Source organism: Paraburkholderia sp. 22099 (assembly GCF_052045835.1).
GTDB lineage: Bacteria > Pseudomonadota > Gammaproteobacteria > Burkholderiales > Burkholderiaceae > Paraburkholderia > Paraburkholderia terricola.
Genome location: NZ_JBQEPU010000012.1, coordinates 106,846 through 125,528, shown reverse-complemented (window position 1 = coordinate 125,528; position 18,683 = coordinate 106,846). Strand labels below are relative to the sequence as shown.

The window sequence follows — 18,683 nt, the reverse complement described above, 5'->3', positions numbered from 1 at the left end:
CCTAACTGCGCGGCACGCCATCCTCCACCAGCAGCGCAATCGGCATCGCCGCGAGCGCGTCGCGCAGATACAGCAAGCCGTTCTCTCCCGCCTTCGGCGCGGCCGGACTCAGCCAGTCGAACAACGCCCTCGCCGAAAGGTCGGAGGGCACCTCCACCGCCGTATCCTCCCATTTCGCCGGATCGACCAGCGGCAAATCGCCATCCTCGCCGAGCAGGCCGGCGGCGAGCCGGCTGGCCACCACCACGGCCCACGCGTTGCCATGCCGTCGCGCAAACGCGATCACATGCGACGCATGCGCGCCGCGCACCGCGAGCGGCAGATACGCACTCTGACTCAGCAACTCCGGCAGATGCGCGCGCAGTGCCAGCACGCGCTGCACCACGGCGAGCTTCACGCGTCCATCGCGCCAACCCGGCAGAAATTCGGACGGCGGCGTCTGCGCGAGCCACCCCTCGCGTTTCGCGAAATCGACGGGACGGCGGTTGTCGGGATCGACCAGACTGAAGTCCCACAACTCGGTGCCTTGGTAAAGATCGGGGATGCCAGGCGACGCCAGCCGCAAGACCGTCTGCTGCAAGCTGTTGAGCGCGCCGGCTCGGCCGATCCGCGCGACGAACCCGGACAACTCCGCGAGGAACCCGTCGCGCCGCTGCGGCGCCAGGATGTCGAACAGGAAATCGCGGCAGCCGGCTTCGTATCCTTCGTCGGGCGCGAGCCAGCCGGTTTGCAGCTTCGCCTCGCGCAGCGCCTTCAACTGCCATTGCGCGACGCGCTCGGCCAATGCCTTGATGCCGGCCTCGTCGTCCGGCTGCAGATCGGGCGGCCAGCAACCCACCAGCGTCTGGTACAGCATCGCCTCGGCGGCGGGGCCGGGCGCCCAGTCATAGCTCATATCCTGGCCGACGCTGCTGACCGGTGTGCCGTCGAGCGCGCGGCGGTGCGGCGCGTTCAACGTGGACCACGCGCGCAAGGTCGAGCTCCAGTCGTGCGCGATCTCGCTCAAGACCGCGAGTCGCGCGCGCACGTCCTCGCCGCGTTTGTGATCGTGCGTGGCGGTGGCGAGCATCGCATGAGGAAAGCGCTGCGAGCGCTCCAGGTTGGCCGCGTGAAATTCCTCGACCGACAGCGCGAACTCGCCGGGGTCCGCGCCAACTTCATTGCGCGACAACAGACGGCCATAGCGGTAACACGCCGTGTCCTCGACCGCCTTCGCGGCGACCGGCGCAGTCAATTGCGAAAACAGGATCTGCGCGGTGCGCCGCGCGGAACCCGAGTGACCCGGCGGCGCGCCGTTCTGGCCCTGCTGCGGTTGCGCGCCGGGCCGCGCGGCGGGCGCTTCCTCGGCGCTGCCGCCCAGCCATGCGTTCACGCGATCGAGCGCGACATGGTCCGCGCGCGGCAGCGTCTGTTTCGCGCCGGCGAGCGCCTGCTCGAAATACACGTTGTCGGCGGCGCTGCGCAAACCGTTCTGCGGATAGATCCGATACACCGGAAAATGCACGACCAGTTCGGTCAGTACGCGGCGCAGCGTGGTGAAGGTGAAATCGCGTGTGCTCAGCGAATCGCGGGCGATGCGATGGAGCGCCCGTGCCGCGCGGTCCAGTTCCGCCGACAGGTTTTCCACCAGAATCTTGCGCCGTGCCGCCAGCGCTTCGTCGGCAAAGCGCGGGCTGCGGCCGGTGAGTTCGGCCCACGTTTGCGCGAGCGGTTCCGCGCCGGCCGGATCGTGCAGAAGCGCGCCCACGTCGTTCATGAAGTCATAGCCGGTCGTGCCGTCCACCGGCCAGTCGTCGCGCAAGCGTTCGCCGCGCCCGAGGATCTTTTCGACCACCACATACGGCGCGGTGTCGCGCAGTTCCGTGAGACGTTGCCGCACGCGCTGACAGTACTCGCGCGGCTCGGCCAGGCCGTCGACGTGATCGATCCGCAAGCCGTCCACCACGCCTTCCTGATACAGCCGGAAAACCAGCGCGTGCACCGCGTCGAACACTTCGGGCCGTTCCGCGCGCACGCCGGCCAGCGTCGAGATGTCGAAGAAGCGCCGCCAGTTCACTTCATCGGAAGCCGTGCGCCACCATGCGAGGCGAAAGTGCTGCCGTTCGATCAGCCGATGCAGGCGGTCGCGCGTGACGGGTTCCTCGGGCGCGTAGGTCTGCAACACGAACTCGAGCGCCGACGTGCCGTTTCGCGCGACGAACTCGCGCAGCATCTCGCGCGCCTCGGCGGCGCGCGGCTGATCGGCGGGCTGGGTGGTCAATCCCTGGAAGCGCTCGGCAAGCGCGCTGAGATCGGCGCGGTCCGCGCTTTGCAGGATCGACGCGTAATCGGTCGGGCACACCGGAAACACATGCGGCCCGTAGCCGATATGAAAGCGCCCGCTGTCAGCGGAAAAACGCAGCGCGATGCGGCCCGCCGCGAGTTCGTCGCCATACGGCGCGCCGAGCGTCGGCACCAGCACCTTGCCGCGCAAGGCCGGATCGGGCGAATGCCAGTCGACATCGAAATGGCGCGCATACGCGCTGTGGCGGCCCCATTCGAGAATGTCGAGCCACCATGCGTTGCTCGACCCGCCCACGCCCATATGGTTCGGCACGATATCGACGATCAGTCCCATGCCGTGCGCGCGCAGCTTGTCGGCGAGACGCCTGAGGCCCGCTTCGCCGCCGCATTCGGCGTTGACCTGCGTGTAGTCGACGGTGTCGTAGCCGTGCATCGACCCCGGCTCGGCGGTCGTGACGGGCGACGCGTACACGTGGCTGATGCCGAGCGCGGCGAAATAGTCGACGTGCCTCGCGGCATCGTCGAAGGTGAAGCCTCGATGGAACTGGAGGCGCAGCGTGGAGCGTGGGACGGTCATGGCGTATCAGGCTCCGGGGAAGCGCTGGAGGCGTTGGAGGCGCTGGAGGAGGGAACGGTTGCGGCGCCACGCGCGCGGTCCACCGCGAGCAGACGATCGCAGAAGGTGTCGTCCGTGAACAGCGCGTCGACGGGCAAGCTCATGCGGCGGCGCCAGTTCGGATGCTCGTCGATCGAGCCCGGCAGATTCGGCTGCTCGACCTGCGCGAGCAAATCCTCGAGCGGAAACGTGACGAGCGGTCCCGGCGTGGCGGCGACGAACGCGAGCGCTTCGTCCACGGGCGCTTCATCCGGCGGCGGCGCGGCCACGTCCGGCGCGGCCACGCCGGCCTGCTGGAACGCGCGCCACAGCGCGGCGCGGTCGTTCGCGCGGTCTTCATGCGCGGCTTGCTCGGGATCGCGGCCGTCGGCGCGCGCCATCGTCTGGCCGATCCGGTTGCGCCACGTGATGTCGCTGCCGCGCCACCAGCCGGCCACGGTCGGCAGATCATGCGTGGTGGTGGTGCCGACCGCGTTGCGGTCCCATTCGCGCGGCGGCTTGAAACCCTTGCCGTCGTGCCCGCCCTCGAACCACAGCACGCGAATCCCGGCGATGCCGTGCTCGTCGAGCCGTTCGCGAAAGCCGGGCGGCACGGTGCCCAGATCCTCGCCGATCACGATCGCGCGATGCCGCCACGATTCGAGCGCGATGAGGCGCAGCAGATCTTCGAGCGGATAGCGCAAATAGGCGCCGTTGCGCGCGCTTTCGCCCTCGGGCACGAGCCATAGGCGGCGCAAACCGAGAATGTGGTCGATGCGGATGCCGCCCGCGTGCGCGAACGCGGCGCGCAGCATATCGATGAAGGCCGAAAAACCTTGCGTGCGCATCGCGCGCGGCGAGAACGTGGTGAGGCCCCACGCCTGCCCCGCCTGATTGAACAGATCGGGCGGCGCGCCCACCGACACCCCTTGCAGCATGTCGTCGCAATACGACCACGCATGACTGCCGGCGCTATCGCAACCCACGGCGAGATCGGCGATCAGGCCGACGGCCATGCCCGCATCGCGCGCCGCATGCTGGGCGTGCGACAAACCCTTCGCGGCGAGCCATTGCAGAAACAGATGAAAGTCGACTTCATGACGATTCGCTTCGGCGAAAGCCTCGACTTCCGGGCTACGCGGATCGCGCAACGCCGCGGGCCAGTTGCGCCAATGACCGTTGCCGCCTTCCTGCGCAAGTTGCCACGCTTGCAGCGCTTCGAAACGCGCGTGGTCTTCGAGCGCGCGCCCGGCCCGCTCGCAGAAGCCGTGAAATTCCAGCGCGCGCGGCGCATTCCGCGCGCGTTCGTGCGCGCAGAAATTTTCGTAGAGCGTGCGCAAGACCTTCAGCTTCAGCGTGACGGCGTTCGGCCAGTCGATCAGCGGCAAGGCTTCGAGATTCGACCACGCGTCGCTGGCTCCAGCGGCTTCGAGCGCGGCGCGCGCCGCGTCTGCGCCGAACACGGCGGCGGGATCGATATGCGTGACGTTCAGCCACAAACGCGACGACGGCGAATACGGACTGAAGCGGTCCGGCTCCGCGCTGAACATCGCGTGCGTCGGGCTGACGGCGAGCGCATGCGCGCCGCGCTTCGCGCTGCCGATCGCCAGTTGCGCGAGCGCCGAATAGTCGCCGATGCCGCCATCGCCCGCGCGTCGCAAGCCGTATAGCTGCGCGGCGATGCTCCACAGCGGCGGTGTGCGCGCGGCGCTGTCGCCATGCAGCGTGCGCCACGCGTCGGCGATGGTATAGCTGCGCCGCGGCGCGACTGCCAGCGTCACGCGTTGCTCGTTGATCACCAGCGTGTGGTAGCCGGGCTCGTCGATCGGCGCGAGCAAGGCTTCCTCGCCTTTGGGCGCCGTGAAGCGGCCGTCGATGATCGAGCCGCTTTCGAGCTCGATCCGATAGTGGCTGCCGGATTTGATCGGCGCGGCGGGAAACGCGATGCCGCGGCCGACCTGCGCGGTCATCAGCGGCGGCAGTTTGCGGCCCGATAACTCGCCTTCCAACGCGGCGGCGCTCTGGCGGATTTGCGTCGCGTTGGCGCACGGCAGACCCATCCGTTCGAGCAGCACCGTGAGCGTGTTCTCGGGCACGTGTTGCGTCTTACGATGCGCATCCTGCCACTCCACCTCGAAGCCGGCGCGCGTGGCGAGCGTCACGATCGTGTCGCTGGGGCGTCGGGTGCTGTTCACGCGTGATGCTCCTGTTGGCCGACAACGCGGGCATCGTGGCCGATCGCGTAGTCGCTCACGTCGCCGGTCAGCCATGCAACGAACGCATTCGGCGGCAGCACCTTGACGTCGACCTGTTCGCGCACGCGCGGCGGCGTTTCGAAAATCACCTTGCCGGCGGGCACGTCGTTGAACGGCACGCTCTCCTTCGAAAGATTCAACGCCACCGACAAGGTCTCGCCGTCGCCGAGTTGCCAGCGCGCGACCAGCGCATGGGCGTCGGCGCCGCCTTCGGTGCTCAGCACGGCCGCGCCGAGCGCCTTGCCGTGCCTCAGACGTGGCGTGATCAATTTCGCCCGCACGGTGAGCGCCGATTTGTAGAAGTGCATCCAGTCGAGCCGATCCTTCGCCTCGTCGGTTTGCGCGGGCGGCTGAACGGGCTCCGGCGGCGACGACGCGATGAACGTCTGTTCATCGTTCGGATCGGGAATCTGCTCGCGCCGCCGGGCGTCGCTGAACGCGGAGAAGCGTGCGAATTCGCGGCGCCGTCCTTCGCGCACGGCGTTGGCGAGCTCGCCGGTGTAGTCGGTGAAAAACAGGAACGGCTGCGTGGAGCCGTATTCCTCGTCCATGAACAGGAGGGGAATGTGCGGCGACAGCAGCAGCAAACCGGTGGCGGCGCGCAACGCGTCGTCCGACGTCAGCTTGCGCAGACGCTCGCCGAATGCGCGGTTGCCGATCTGATCGTGGTTCTGCAGGAACATCACGAACGACGTGGGCGGCAGATGCCTGCTCGATTCGCCGCGCGGCGCGCCGTCGTGCAGCGGCGACGGATCGCCCTGATACGCGAAGCCTTCCGACAGCACACGCGCCAGCCGGCGGATCGGCTGATCTTCATACGCGTGGTAATAGCCTTCGGTTTCGCCGGTCAGCAAAACGTGCAGCGTGTTATGCGCATCGTCGTTCCACTGTGCGCTGAAATGGGTTTCCAGCAGGCTCGCGCTGTTGTGTTCGTTTTCCAGCACCAGATGCACATGCCGGCCATGCTGCACCCGCGCGCGAATGTGGTCGGAGAGTTCGCGCAGCCACGCATGATTGTCGATCGCGTGCACCGCATCGAAACGCAGACCGTCGATGCGGTATTCGTTGATCCAGTAGACCGCGTTGTCCGTGAAGAAGTCGCTCACTTCACAGCGCTCGAAATCGATCGCTGGACCCCAGGGCGTATGCGTGCCGTCGCGGAAGAACGAGCGGGCATATTCGTGCAGATAGTTGCCGTCCGGCCCGAAGTGGTTGTAGACCACGTCGAGAAACACCATCAGGCCGAGACCGTGTGCGGCGTCGATCAGCGCTTTCAGTTCCTCGGGGCGGCCATAGGCGGAATCCGGCGCATAGGGCAGCACGCCGTCATAGCCCCAATTGCGCTTGCCGGGAAAATCGTTCAACGGCATCAACTCGATGGCGCTCACGCCGAGTGCGACGAGCGCCGGCAAGCGCTTCTTCACGCCCGCATAGCCGCCCATCGCGCCGACATGCAATTCGTACAGCACCGTTTCTTCCCACGGCCGGCCGTGCCAGTCGGCGTGTTCCCAGCGATACGCGCGCGGGTCGATGACCTCGCTCGGCCCATGCACGTCGTGCGGCTGAAAGCGCGACGCCGGATCGGGCACCGCATGCTCGCCATCCAGCCGGAAGCGGTACAGCGTGCCCGCGCCGCCGTTGACCGTGGCTTCGAACCAGCCGTTGCCGGTGGGCGCCATGTCGTGCGCGCCGGCCGCCGGTCCGCTCTCGATTTCCACCTGGACGCTCTTGCACGACGGCGCCCAGAAACGGAAGCGGGTGCAGGGATTGGTCCCCGCGGCGCCCACCAACTGAGCGCCGAAGGGCAGACAATGCGCGTGATGATGCGCGTGAGGATCAATCGGGCTTTCTGACATGAGTCGTCACCATTCGGTTTTGCCTGCGTGCCGCGTGTTACCTGTCCGTCGTGTCTCTCCGGGCTCCGGGGGCGGCTCGACGCTGCCGCCTTTTTCACGCCGTGCATGCCGTGCCTGTCGCGACGCGCTTGCCGCCTAGGCGGTCGGCGACGTATCGCTGCTGGGCGCATGCGCACCCGGATCGGGCGGCAGCGCGGTCAACAGCCGCGGCCCATGTTGCGCGCCGGCCTTCCAGCCCGCCTGCCAATCGGCTTCGCCCACCGGCTGCGCGGCCAGCATCACGAGGCTATGCGCGGCCACCTCCACTTCGGGAACCGCCAGTCGATGCGGCGCGCTGTCCGGCTCGGCAGTGTCTAGCAGCACATGCCATTCCAGGTGTGGTGGCGGCGGCGCGAAGCGCAGCGTTTCGTCGCCCGCGTTGAGCATCATCAACAATACTTCGGTTTCGCCGTTCAGGCCCGGGCCCGCGCGCCGCAGCGTGAACGCGCGGCCTTCGGGGTCTTCCCAGGCTTCGATGGTGAGCGGGTCGCCGTTTTCGTCGAACCAGCCGACATCGAACAGGCCCGGCAACACTTCACGATCGCCGAACAGAAAGCGTGTCTCGCGCAGCAGCGGATGATGCTTGCGCAACGCGATCACGCGCGCGACGAACTCGGTCATCTGACGGCCGTCCGGCGCTTGCGCGCGTTCCCAGTCGATCCATGATAAGTCGTTGTCCTGGCAGTACGCGTTGTTGTTGCCGTTCTGCGTGCGCAAGGATTCGTCGCCGGCCAGCATCATCGGCGTGCCGAGCGCGATCAGCAGCGTGGCGATCAGCGAGCGCGCCACGCGCTTGCGCGTTTCCAGCATCTCGGGATCGTCGGTCGGGCCCTCGACGCCCCAGTTGCGGCTGCAGTTTTCATTGTGACCGTCGTTGTTGTCTTCCTGATTGGCTTCGTTGTGCTTCTGCTCGTAGGCGGTGATGTCGGCCAACGTGAAACCGTCATGCGACGCCACGAAATTGATCGACGCCCACGGTTTTCTGAAGCGCCGGTTGAACAGATCGGCCGAGCCCGTGAGACGCGCGGCGAGATCGGGCCGCAAGCCCGCGTCGCCGCGCCAGAAACGGCGCACGGTGTCGCGAAAACGGTCGTTCCATTCCGCGAAGCCCGGCGGATGATTGCCGAGCTGATAGCCGCCGGGGCCGATGTCCCACGGTTCGGAAATCAGCTTGCGTTGCGACAGGATCGGGTCCTGGCGCAAGGCGTCGAAGAAACCCGAGCCGGGATCGAAGCCGTGTTGCTCGCGGCCGAGCGTCACGCCGAGATCGAAACGGAAGCCGTCGATATTGAACGCCGTCGACCAGTAGCGCAGCGAATCCATCACCATTTGCAGCACGCGCGGATGCGGCAGATTGAGCGTGTTGCCGCAGCCGGTGTCGTTGATATGGTGGCGCTCGTCGCCGGGAATCAGGCGGTAGTAGCTCGCGTTGTCGAGGCCGCGCCATGAGACGGTGGGCCCCATCGCGTTGCCTTCGCAGGTGTGGTTGTAGACCACGTCGAGAATCACCTCGATGCCGGCCGCGTGCAACTGCCGCACGGCGATGCGCATTTCATCGAGCCGGTGCGTGCTCAGATACGAGGGCTCCGGCGCGAAAAACGCGGCGGTGTTGTAACCCCAGTAGTTGCGCAGCCCGCGCTCCACCAGAAAGCGGTCGTTGAGAAACGCATGCACCGGCAGCAATTCGACGGCGGTCACGCCCAGCTTCAGCAAATGCTCGATGAACTCGGGCGAAGCCAGCGCGGCGAAGGTGCCGCGCTCGTGCTGCCGCAAGTCGGCGCGCAACATCGAGGCGCCCCGCACATGCGTTTCGTAGATCACGGTCTCGCCCCACGGCACGTTCGGGCGCTTGTCGTGCGACCAGTCGAACGCTTCGTCGATCACGACGCACTTGGGCATGGCCGGCGCCGAATCGCGCCGGTCGATGGAAAGGTCGGCGCGATTCGAATGCACGCGATAACCGAACAGCGCATCCGACCAGCGAAACTGCCCGACGAGCTTGCGCGCGTACGGATCGAGCAACAGCTTGTGCGGATTGAAGCGATGCCCGTGCTGCGGTTGATACGGCCCATGCGCGCGAAAACCGTAGGCGGTGCCCGGATGCGCATTCGGCAGATAGCCGTGCCAGATTTCGTCGGTGCATTCGGGCAGCGGGAAGCGGCGGAGTTCCTTGCGGCCGGTCGGCTCGAACAGGCAAAGCTCGATTTTCTGCGCGTTCGCCGAGAACACCGCGAAGTTGACGCCGAGTCCATCCCAATGGGCGCCGAGCGGATAAGGCGAGCCCGGCAACAGCCGGTCGGGCATTGCATGCGACATGTTCCCCTTCCTTGTTCTGATTGATGAGCGCCTATCGTGGTCCTGATGCGACGAGCGCGCGGCCGTTGGCCGCGCGCTCGTCCCTGCAGCACCCGCAATCAATCCGCGCGCAATACGATCGTCGCGAGCGGCGGCAGCGTGAGCGATGCCGAATGCGGCCAGCCGTGGCTCGGCATGGCCTCGGTATGGATCACGCCGCCGTTGCCCATGTTCGAGCCGCCGTACACGCTGGCATCCGTGTTCAGCACCTCCGACCAGCGGCCGCTCTGCGGCATGCCCATCCGGTAACCCAGCCGCGGCACCGGCGTCATGTTGCAGACGACCACGATTTCGCGGCCCGCGCGATCCGTGCGGCGCCACGCGAACACGCTGTTGCCGCTGTCGTCGCCGATCAGCCATTCGAAGCCGCCCGGCTCGCTGTCGAGCAGGTACAGCGCGGGCTCTTCCCGATAGAGCCGGTTGAGGTCGCGCACCAGCATCTGCACGCCGTGATGGTTCGGATCGTCGAGCAGATTCCAATGCGGCGACGCGTCGTGATCGAACTCCGCGAACTGGCCGAATTCGCCGCCCATGAACAGCAGCTTCTTGCCCGGATGCGTCCACATGAAGCCGAAGTACGCGCGCAGATTGGCGAAGCGCTGCCACGTATCGCCCGGCATCTTGCCGAGCAGCGAGCCTTTGCCGTGCACCACTTCGTCGTGCGAGAGCGGCAACACGAAGCGCTCGGAATACGCGTACACCATCCCGAAGGTCATGTTGTGGTGATGGTACTGTCGATAGACCGGGTCTTCGGCCATGTAGTGCAGCGTGTCGTGCATCCAGCCCATGTTCCACTTGAACTGGAAGCCTAGCCCGCCGTCTTCCACGCGCGCCGTCACGCCGGGCCAGGCGGTCGATTCCTCGGCGATCGTGATCGCGCCCGGCACACCCGGCACGTAGCCCACTTCGTGATTGAGCCGCTTCAGAAACGCGATCGATTCGAGATTTTCCCGGCCGCCGTAGATGTTCGGCACCCATTCGCCGGCGGCGCGCGAATAGTCGCGATACAGCATCGAGGCGACCGCATCCACGCGCAGGCCGTCGACGTGATAGCGCTTGAGCCACGCCAGGCCCGAGGCGATCAGGAACGCGCTCACCTCGTGGCGGCCGAGGTTGTAGATCATCGTGTTCCAGTCCTGGTGATAGCCTTCGCGCGGATCGGCGTGCTCGTAAAGCGGCGTGCCGTCGAAGTCGACGAGACCATGCGCGTCGTTCGGAAAATGCGCGGGCACCCAGTCGAGAATCACGCCGAGTCCGGCTTCGTGCGCCTTGTTGACGAAGCTGGCGAACTGCTCCGGCTTGCCGAAGCGCGCGGACGGCGCGAACTGCCCGAGCGGCTGATAGCCCCACGAACCGCCGAATGGATGCTCCGCGACCGGCATGAATTCGACGTGCGTGAAGCCCATGCTCTTCACGTAGGGAATCAGCCGCTCGGCGAGTTCTTCCCAGTCGAGGCCGCGCTGACCTTCCTCGGCGATGCGCAGCCACGATTCGGCATGCACTTCGTAGATGGAGATCGGCGCGCGCGGCGTCTGCTTGCCGGCGCGTGACTGAATCCAGTCCTGATCGGTCCACGGAAACTGCTCGACCTCGTCGACGTGCGCGACCACCGAGGCGGTGCCGGGCGGCTTCTCCGTTTGCATCGCGCACGGGTCCGCCTTCAGCGGCAACGGATGGCCGTCGCGAGAGAGCAACTCGTATTTGTAGCGCGTGCCGGCGCCGACGCGCGGCACGAACAACTCCCACACGCCTGCCTGGTGGCGCAGCCGCATCGGATGACGGCGGCCGTCCCATGCATTGAAGTCGCCCACCACCGAGACGCGCCGCGCGTTCGGCGCCCACACGGCGAAGCGCACGCCCGGCACGCCGTCGATTTCCATCGGCCGGGAGCCGAGGCATTCGAGCACCGCGTACGGATCGCCGCCGGCGAGACGCCCCAACGGTTCGTCGCCGAGAACCGGGCCGAATGAATACGTGTCCTCGATTTCCTGCACCACGCCGTGCCAGTCGATGCGCAAGCGATACGGCGCCGCCGAGGCGATGCGCCCCGCGAACAGCCCGGGCCGCAATTGCTGGAGTTCGCCGAGCGGCGAACCGTCGGCGCGCGAGATCACGCTGACGTGCGCGGCGTTCGGCAACAGCGCGCGCACCATCGGACCCGCGTCCGTCTGATGCAAGCCGAGCTGCGAGAAAGGATCGGGATGGCGCGCTTCGACGAGCGCGTCGATGTCGAGCGGTTGAAGGCCCACGGCCGGATCGTGCTCACTCATAATCGCCCTCGGCCGGATGAGGCGGTGTGGCGGCGCCAGGCGCCTGGGTTGGGGCGTCGTGCGCGGGCGGTGCGCCGGTGTCGCCGAGCAAACGGCTGGTGAGCGCGGCGAGGCCGCGTACCGGCAAACTGAGCCACGTCGGACGGTTGGCCGCTTCATAGCGGATTTCGTAGGCGGCTTTCTCGATCAGGAACAGATCGAGCAAGGCCTGTTCGGCCTCGGGCGCGACCAGCGGCGTCGGAGCGTTCGCGGCGGCGGCGCGATATTCGTTGAGGGACGCCTCGGTGGCGTGCGCGCGGAAACGGTCGAACAGCGCGCGCTTGCGATCGGCGGTCTGCTGCGGCGCGCTTTCCGTGGTGGACTGCGCCGCCGCGCTCGCATACGACAGCGAGCGCAGCAAGCCGGCGACATCGCGCAACGGACTCGACTTCTGCCGCCGCTCCTCGAGCGAACGCGCGGGCTCGCCTTCGAAATCGATCAGATACGCGTCGCCCTGCGCGACCAGCACCTGGCCCAGGTGGAAGTCGCCATGAATGCGGATGCGCAGCGCCTGCGCGTCGTCCTGCACGAGTTTGTCGACCGCCTCGACCAGCGCCGCGCGCCGGTCGATCAGGCTTTGCGCCAGCGCCTGGGTTTCGGGGTCCAGCATCTGCGGGATGCGCGGCGCGAGCAGATCGAGCGCGGCGGCGAGCATCGCCTGCGTGCCGTCGACCCAGGCCTTCACCTGTTCGGCGCTGGCGGGCTCCGGCGCGAACGCCGGGTCGTCGGAAGACGAGGCGAGCGCCACGTGCAACTCACCGAGCCGCCTGCCGATGATGCCGGTCAACGCGCTGTAGCCTTCCACCAGGATCGCTTCGTTGTCGCGGTCGGGCACTTGCGCTTCGGTGTCGACGGCGACGGCGAGTTCGTCCACCGAGCGGCGCAGGTAGTCGAGCGACCAGTTCCAGGCGTCGCCCTGATTCTCGATAAAGCCTTGCAGGATGGCGAGCGTGTGCGGCACGCCTTCGGGGTCCACGCGCACCACTTCGCCGTACAGCGGCGCGGTGTTCGCGTAGCCGAGCTGGGTCAGATAGCGGCTGATTTCCGCTTCGGGATGCACGCCGCTCACGAGGCGGCGCACCAGCTTCAGCACCGCGGCATCCGCGATGATCAACGAACTGTTGCTTTGCTCGGCCGCCAGCCAGCGGATGTCGGGCCGCTCGCCGAGATTGTCGAGTTCGGCGAAACGCTCGGTCGGGATGAACTTGATCTCGCTCTTCTGCACGGTCGGCACGACAGCGCGTTCGCGCAGCTTGCGCAACACGCCGTGCGCGAAGATCGGCAGCGCGAACGCGTCGGTCAGATGACCGACGTTGCGGCCGCGCCGCACGCGCGCCAACGCCAGTTGAATGAACAGCGGCGTGGTGGTGTCGCCGCCCCACGTGATCGCGATAGGCACCACGTAGCGCTCGGTGTGCTTGCCCACGTCCGCTTCGATTTCGGTGAATGCGAAGCCGCCGTTCGGAATCGTGGTCAACGCGGCGAGGCGCACTGCGTGCATCTTCTGATCCTTCGACGCGAACCAGCGGCGCCGGCTCAGCCATGACGGCAACACTTCGGACTCGAGCAGCCGCACGTTCTCCGGCGTCGGCCCGGCCTGGCCCTCGCGGATCACGATCGTGACGAATTCGGGCAGCGGTTCCGAATGCGCTTGCGCCCACGTCGGACGTTGACCGCCGGGGCACAGCATGAACCACAGGAAGCCATACGGCGGGAAGGTCAGCAGATACGTGAGTTGGCCGATGGCCGGGAACACGGAATCGGCGGTCATTTCGATCGGCACCGCGCCGTTGAATTCCGACAGATCCAGTTCCACCGCTTGCGGCGCGCGCGACAGATTCGCCACGCAGAGAATCGGCGGCTCATCCGGCAGCTCGCGCAGATACGCGAGTATCTTGCGGTTTTCCGGCTTCAGAAAACGCACCGTGCCGCGTCCGAACGTCTGCTTGGCGCGCCGGGTGGCGAGCATGCGCCGGGTCCAGTTGAGCAGCGAATGCGGATCGCGGCTTTGCGCTTCCACGTTCACCGCGTCGAAGCCGTACAGCGAACCCATCACCGGCGGCAGCACCAGTTGCTCGGGATCGGCGCGCGAGAAGCCGCCGTTGCGATCGGACGACCACTGCATCGGCGTGCGAACGCCGTCGCGGTCGCCGAGGTGGATGTTGTCGCCCATGCCGAGTTCGTCGCCGTAATAGATCACGGGTGTGCCCGGCATCGACAGCAGCAGCGAATTGATCAGTTCGATGCGGCGGCGGTCGCGCTCCATCAGCGGGGCGAGACGGCGGCGAATGCCGAGGTTCAGCCGCGCGCGGCGATCGCTCGCATAGGTGTTCCACAAGTAGTCGCGCTCGGAATCCGTGACCATTTCCAGCGTCAGTTCATCGTGATTGCGCAGGAAAATCGCCCACTGGTTCGACGGAGCGAGGTCAGGCGTTTGCCGCATGATGTCGGTGATCGGGAAGCGGTCCTCGCTCGCGATCGACATGTAGATGCGCGGCATCAGCGGGAAGTGGAATGCCATGTGGCATTCGTCTTCTTCGCCGAAGTATTCCTTCACGTCTTCCGGCCATTGGTTGGCTTCCGCGAGCAGCATCCGGTTCGGGTATTCCGCGTCGATGGTCGCGCGGATCTTCTTCAGCACCGAATGCGTTTCGGGCAGGTTTTCGTTGTTGGTGCCTTCGCGTTCGACCAGATACGGCACCGCGTCGAGCCGCAGACCGTCGATGCCCATGTCGAGCCAGAAGCGCATGACCTGCAACACCTCGCGCAGCACGGACGGATTGTCGAAGTTCAGATCGGGCTGGTGCGAATAGAAACGGTGCCAGTAATAAGCGCCGGCCACCGGATCGTGCGTCCAGTTCGACGGCTCCGAATCGATGAAGATGATCCGCGTTTCAAGGTACTTCTGATCGGTGTCCGACCACACGTAGTAGTTGCGATGATTCGAGCCGGGCTTCGCGCGGCGCGCGCGCTGGAACCACGGGTGCTGATCCGAGGTGTGGTTGATCACGAGTTCGGTAATCACGCGGATGCCGCGTGCGTGCGCTTCCTGAATGAAGCGCTTGACGTCGGAGAGCTGTCCGTAATCCGGGTGCACGTTGCGGTAATCCGCGATGTCGTAACCATCGTCGCGCCGCGGCGACGGATAGAACGGCAGCAGCCAGATCGCATTCACGCCGAGTTCGGCGATGTAATCGAGCTTCGCGATCAGGCCCGGAAAATCGCCGACGCCGTCGTTGTTCGCGTCGAAGAACGACTTGATGTGCACCTGATAGATGATCGCGTCCTTGTACCAGAGCGGATCGTCGCTGAGCGCGGCGGGCTTGCCGCGCCGCGACGTCCGCGTTCTGGCCGCGCCGCCGGTGGCCGCGCTCGTGTGAGCCTGCGACGTGGTTTGGGCTGGGTCGTCACGCTTCATGTCGCACCTTCCGTTGGGATTGGGTTGCCAGCGTCTGCGTGATAGTCGCTGTCGGTTTCATCCGGCCGGTCGGCGGGCAGGCCGCCGAGCGGCGCGATGCGCCAGATCGAGAACGGCTGGCCCGAGCCGAGTTGGACGTGCTGCCAGCGGCCATGCCATTCGAAGCGCGCGCCGGTCATCTGATCGGTGACTTCCAGCGCGGCGTGGTCGTGCAGATTCCAGCGCCGGAATGTCTCCCACGACAGTTCGATATCCGCGCCCTGCTCGTTGAACGGGTCGAGGTTGATCGCCACGACGATCACGTTATCGCGTGCCTCGGTCGCCTTCTCGAAGAACAGCACGTGGTCGTTGTGCGCGGGCAGGAACGTGAGACCCAGATGCGTTTGCAGCGCCGGATTCGCCCGGCGGATCCGGTTCAACGCGCTGATCTCGCCGACGATGTTGCCCGGCCGGTGCCAGTCCCACGCGCGCAGTTGATACTTCTCGGAGTCGAGATATTCCTCGCTGTTCGGCAGCGCGGCGGCCTCGCACAATTCAAAGCCGCTATACACGCCCCACAAGCCGGCCAACGTCGACGCGAGCGCCGCGCGAATCAGAAAACCCGTGCGTCCCTGCGACTGCAAATGCCGCGGGTTGATGTCCGGCGTATTGACGAAGAAGTTCGGCCGGTAAGAATCGCGCGCATCGGTTTGCGTCAGCTCGCTCAGGTACTCGATGAAGTCGCGCTTCGACTCGCGCCACGTGAAATACGTGTACGACTGCGAGAAGCCGATCTTGCCGAGCCGGTTCATCATGCGTGGCCGCGTGAAGGCTTCCGCGAGGAAGATCGTGTCGGGATAGCGCGCGCGCACGTCGTCGATCATCCATTCCCAGAACGGCAGCGGCTTGGTGTGCGGATTGTCGACCCGGAAAATATGCACGCCCGCTTCGATCCAGAACAGGATCACGTCGCGCAGCGCGAGCCACAAGGCGGGCTTGGCGTCGTGCGCATAGAAGTCGGGGTTGACGATGTCCTGATACTTCTTCGGCGGATTCTCCGCGTAACGCAGCGTGCCGTCGGGACGCCAGGCGAACCACGTCGGATGCTCCTTGAGCCACGGATGATCCGGCGAACACTGGATCGCGAAGTCGAGCGCGATTTCGAGGCCGTGCGCGTGCGCGGCGGCGAGCATCTGCTTGAAGTCGTCGAGCGTGCCGAGCTGCGGATGCACGGCGGTGTGCCCGCCTTCGGCCGCGCCGATCGCATACGGGCTGCCCACGTCGCCCGGCTGCGCGTTCAGCGTGTTGTTGCGCCCCTTGCGATTCGCGAGGCCGATCGGATGAATCGGCGGGAAGTACAACACGTCGAAGCCCATGTCGCGGATGCGCGGCAGTTTCTTCGTGACGTCGGCGAAGGTGCCGTGACGCGATTCGTCGTCGCTCATCGAACGCGGGAAGATCTCGTACCAGCTCGCGAAGCGCGCGGCGGCGCGGTCCGCGTCGATCTTGTAGACCACCGGGTCGCGGCTCAGGAACGGGCGGTGGCGCGCGGCGGTCATCGCTTTCGCCGTGGCCGGCGCGAGAATCAGCGCGAGCTTCGTTTCGACGTCGGCCTTCGTGAACTGCGTGACGATCCGTTCGAGCGGCTCGGTCACCGCGCCTTCCGCCGTTTCCACTTCGGCCAGCACCAGTGCGAACAGATGCGCGGCTTCGTCGAGTTCGAGTTCGACGGTTTGGCCGGCTTTCAGCTTCTTCTCGATGTGCTCGACCAGCGACGCGAAGTCGTCGCGCCACGCGATCACGGTGAACTCGTGACGGCCGAGGCGTTCGAGCGGAATGCGCGCCTTCCAGATGTCGAGGCCGGCGGGCTGCGCCGGAGTCATCAGCACTTCGTGCCAGGCGGTTTCGTCGGCGGCGCGCCAGATCACGGCTGCCGCGATCTTGTCGTGACCTTCGGCGAAAATCGCCGCGCTGATTTCGGCGCGCTCGCCCACCGAGCGCTTGGCCGCGAAGCGGCCGTGATCGACCGAAGGCGTCACGCTCTCGATCGCCACGCGCGGCGCATTGAGCGCTTCGAGCACGGTCTTGTGGCCGCTGCGCTTGCTGTTCGGCTTGTCGATCGGCGGCGCGAGACAGATCGGCTTTTCGGTTACCGCGCGGAACAGGCGCGCCGCGCCGGGCGCGAGCGTGAAGGGCGTCAAGGTGGCGGGCGTGACGTGGCCGGGCGCGTCGAGCGGCACGAAGCGCGTGAAGTTGCCCGGCACGCCGGCGAGAAAGCGCGCCGGATCCACGCGCACCGGCGCGCCGAGTTCGGGATTGATCGCGATCAGGATCGCCTCGCCGGCATCGCGCAGGTCGGCGTGATCGCCGCGCAGCAGGACGGCCGCGGGCGCCCCGGGTCCGCTGAGCGGGCGCAGTTCGCCGTTGGCTTGCAGCGACGAGGTATGGCGCACGATCTCGTTCAGACGCGCGATCGGCTCGGAGAGATCGAATTTTTTTGCCTGGCAGGCGAGCGCGTACTGCGAGGCGTCGCCGCGCGTTTGCGACATCGGTTCGGTCACGCCGTATTCGAAGCCCATCGGCATCATCCAGCCGGTGCCGGTCGAGGCCGCCGTCAACAATGCGCGACGGTAGGCACGCTCGACGATGGCGGCGTCGTGCGCATCGCTGAACTCGGCGGCGAGGCGCGTGCCGTACGGCGCTTCGGGAAACGCGACCGGCCCGGCGATGCGCGCGAGCGCGGCGTGCTCCTCCACCATCCAGCTCGAACGGAAGTCCCACCAGCGCACCGATGAGAACACGCTGTCGAAGCCCGCGCCTTCGAGGTCCGGCAGATCGCTGCGCGAGAGGCCCGGCGTCGCGGCGAGAAAACGCACGTTGGGATGCTTCAGGCGCACCGCATCGCCGAGTTGGCGCCAGACGGCGCCAGGCACGCGATGCGGCGAGTCGAAGCGAAAGCCGCCCACGCCGGCGTCGGCCAGCGCGAGCAGTTGACGCGTCCACCAGTCGGCCAGCGCGGCGCGGCTGCCGGCATCGTTGAAGTTGGCATACGCGACGTTGTCCTCGCGATGCACATGGCGCGGATCGAGCCGCGCCTCGTCAGACTCGAACGGATGGAACCAGTCGGCGTGTTCGGCGTATAGCGCGCCGTCGGCGGCCATCCGGTCGATCACGAGATCGACCAGCAAGGTCAGGCCGTTCTGGCGCGCGGCGTCCGCGAGCGTGCGGATCGCGTCGGCGGCGGCTTGCCGAGTCTCGAACACCGGATGCAGCCGGGCGTGATTGCCGACCACCTGTCCGTGGCCGGCCTGCCCAGGCTCGAAGAGGCTGCCGATCAGCGCGTGATCGAAGCCCAGCGAGGCCGCGTGAGCGAACCGCGCAGGCCACGCGTCGAGCGGACCAACTAGAAGTGAATGAAAAAAGTAGATCCGCGGCGCGTACCTGTTCGGAGATTCCATCGGTCGTTTCCAGATTCGTCCTGCTGCGGTGTGGATGCAATGGGCATGCGATCACAACGCTCGTTGGGCTTCCAGGGCCGGGTACCGCGCGATGAATGAAGCGTAGGCGCGTATCGGTCAATGTAGTGCAAAGATC

General features: G+C 66.6%; 7 protein-coding genes. All 7 read right to left on the bottom strand.

Annotated features, from left to right (window positions below; translation table 11 throughout):
* Window position 1 precedes the first annotated feature (1 nt).
* Window positions 2-2,860: a malto-oligosyltrehalose synthase gene (treY, locus tag ACTJLC_RS13985; protein WP_310130942.1), complete on the bottom strand. Its 2,859-nt coding sequence runs from the start codon at window positions 2,858-2,860 to the stop codon at window positions 2-4.
* A complete protein-coding gene (gene malQ / locus ACTJLC_RS13980) occupies window positions 2,857-5,073 on the bottom strand; it encodes a 4-alpha-glucanotransferase (protein WP_310130945.1) in 2,217 nt (738 codons plus the stop codon). Before malQ ends, treY begins: the two co-directional genes overlap by 4 nt.
* Entirely contained in the window at window positions 5,070-6,989 is a 1,920-nt protein-coding gene (treZ, locus tag ACTJLC_RS13975) for a malto-oligosyltrehalose trehalohydrolase (protein WP_310130947.1), read from the bottom strand. The genes malQ and treZ overlap by 4 nt, the downstream gene beginning before the upstream one ends.
* Before the next feature lie 135 nt (window positions 6,990-7,124).
* Window positions 7,125-9,344, bottom strand: a complete 2,220-nt coding sequence (glgX, locus tag ACTJLC_RS13970; RefSeq protein ID WP_073428598.1) for a glycogen debranching protein GlgX — start codon at window positions 9,342-9,344, stop codon at window positions 7,125-7,127.
* A 98-nt stretch (window positions 9,345-9,442) separates the two neighbouring features.
* Window positions 9,443-11,653 carry a 1,4-alpha-glucan branching protein GlgB gene (gene glgB / locus ACTJLC_RS13965; RefSeq protein ID WP_310130949.1) on the bottom strand — a complete coding sequence of 737 codons (2,211 nt, stop codon included), beginning with the start codon at window positions 11,651-11,653 and terminating at the stop codon, window positions 9,443-9,445.
* Complete coding sequence (gene treS / locus ACTJLC_RS13960; RefSeq protein WP_310130951.1) at window positions 11,646-15,110, bottom strand: maltose alpha-D-glucosyltransferase; 3,465 nt, start codon at window positions 15,108-15,110, stop codon at window positions 11,646-11,648. Before treS ends, glgB begins: the two co-directional genes overlap by 8 nt.
* Window positions 15,107-18,547 carry a maltotransferase domain-containing protein gene (locus tag ACTJLC_RS13955; protein WP_310130953.1) on the bottom strand — a complete coding sequence of 1,147 codons (3,441 nt, stop codon included), beginning with the start codon at window positions 18,545-18,547 and terminating at the stop codon, window positions 15,107-15,109. The genes treS and ACTJLC_RS13955 overlap by 4 nt, the downstream gene beginning before the upstream one ends.
* Between the last annotated feature and the right edge of the window lie 136 nt (window positions 18,548-18,683).

What these genes read in the sequence shown, in the direction of transcription:
- treY (WP_310130942.1), bottom strand. Translation starts at nt 2,860, where the DNA reads ATGACCGTCCCACGCTCCACGCTGCGCCTCCAGTTCCATCGAGGCTTC.
- treZ (WP_310130947.1), bottom strand. Translation starts at nt 6,989, where the DNA reads ATGTCAGAAAGCCCGATTGATCCTCACGCGCATCATCACGCGCATTGT.
- glgX (WP_073428598.1), bottom strand. Translation starts at nt 9,344, where the DNA reads ATGTCGCATGCAATGCCCGACCGGCTGTTGCCGGGCTCGCCTTATCCG.
- glgB (WP_310130949.1), bottom strand. Translation starts at nt 11,653, where the DNA reads ATGAGTGAGCACGATCCGGCCGTGGGCCTTCAACCGCTCGACATCGAC.
- treS (WP_310130951.1), bottom strand. Translation starts at nt 15,110, where the DNA reads ATGAAGCGTGACGACCCAGCCCAAACCACGTCGCAGGCTCACACGAGC.
- ACTJLC_RS13955 (WP_310130953.1), bottom strand. Translation starts at nt 18,547, where the DNA reads ATGGAATCTCCGAACAGGTACGCGCCGCGGATCTACTTTTTTCATTCA.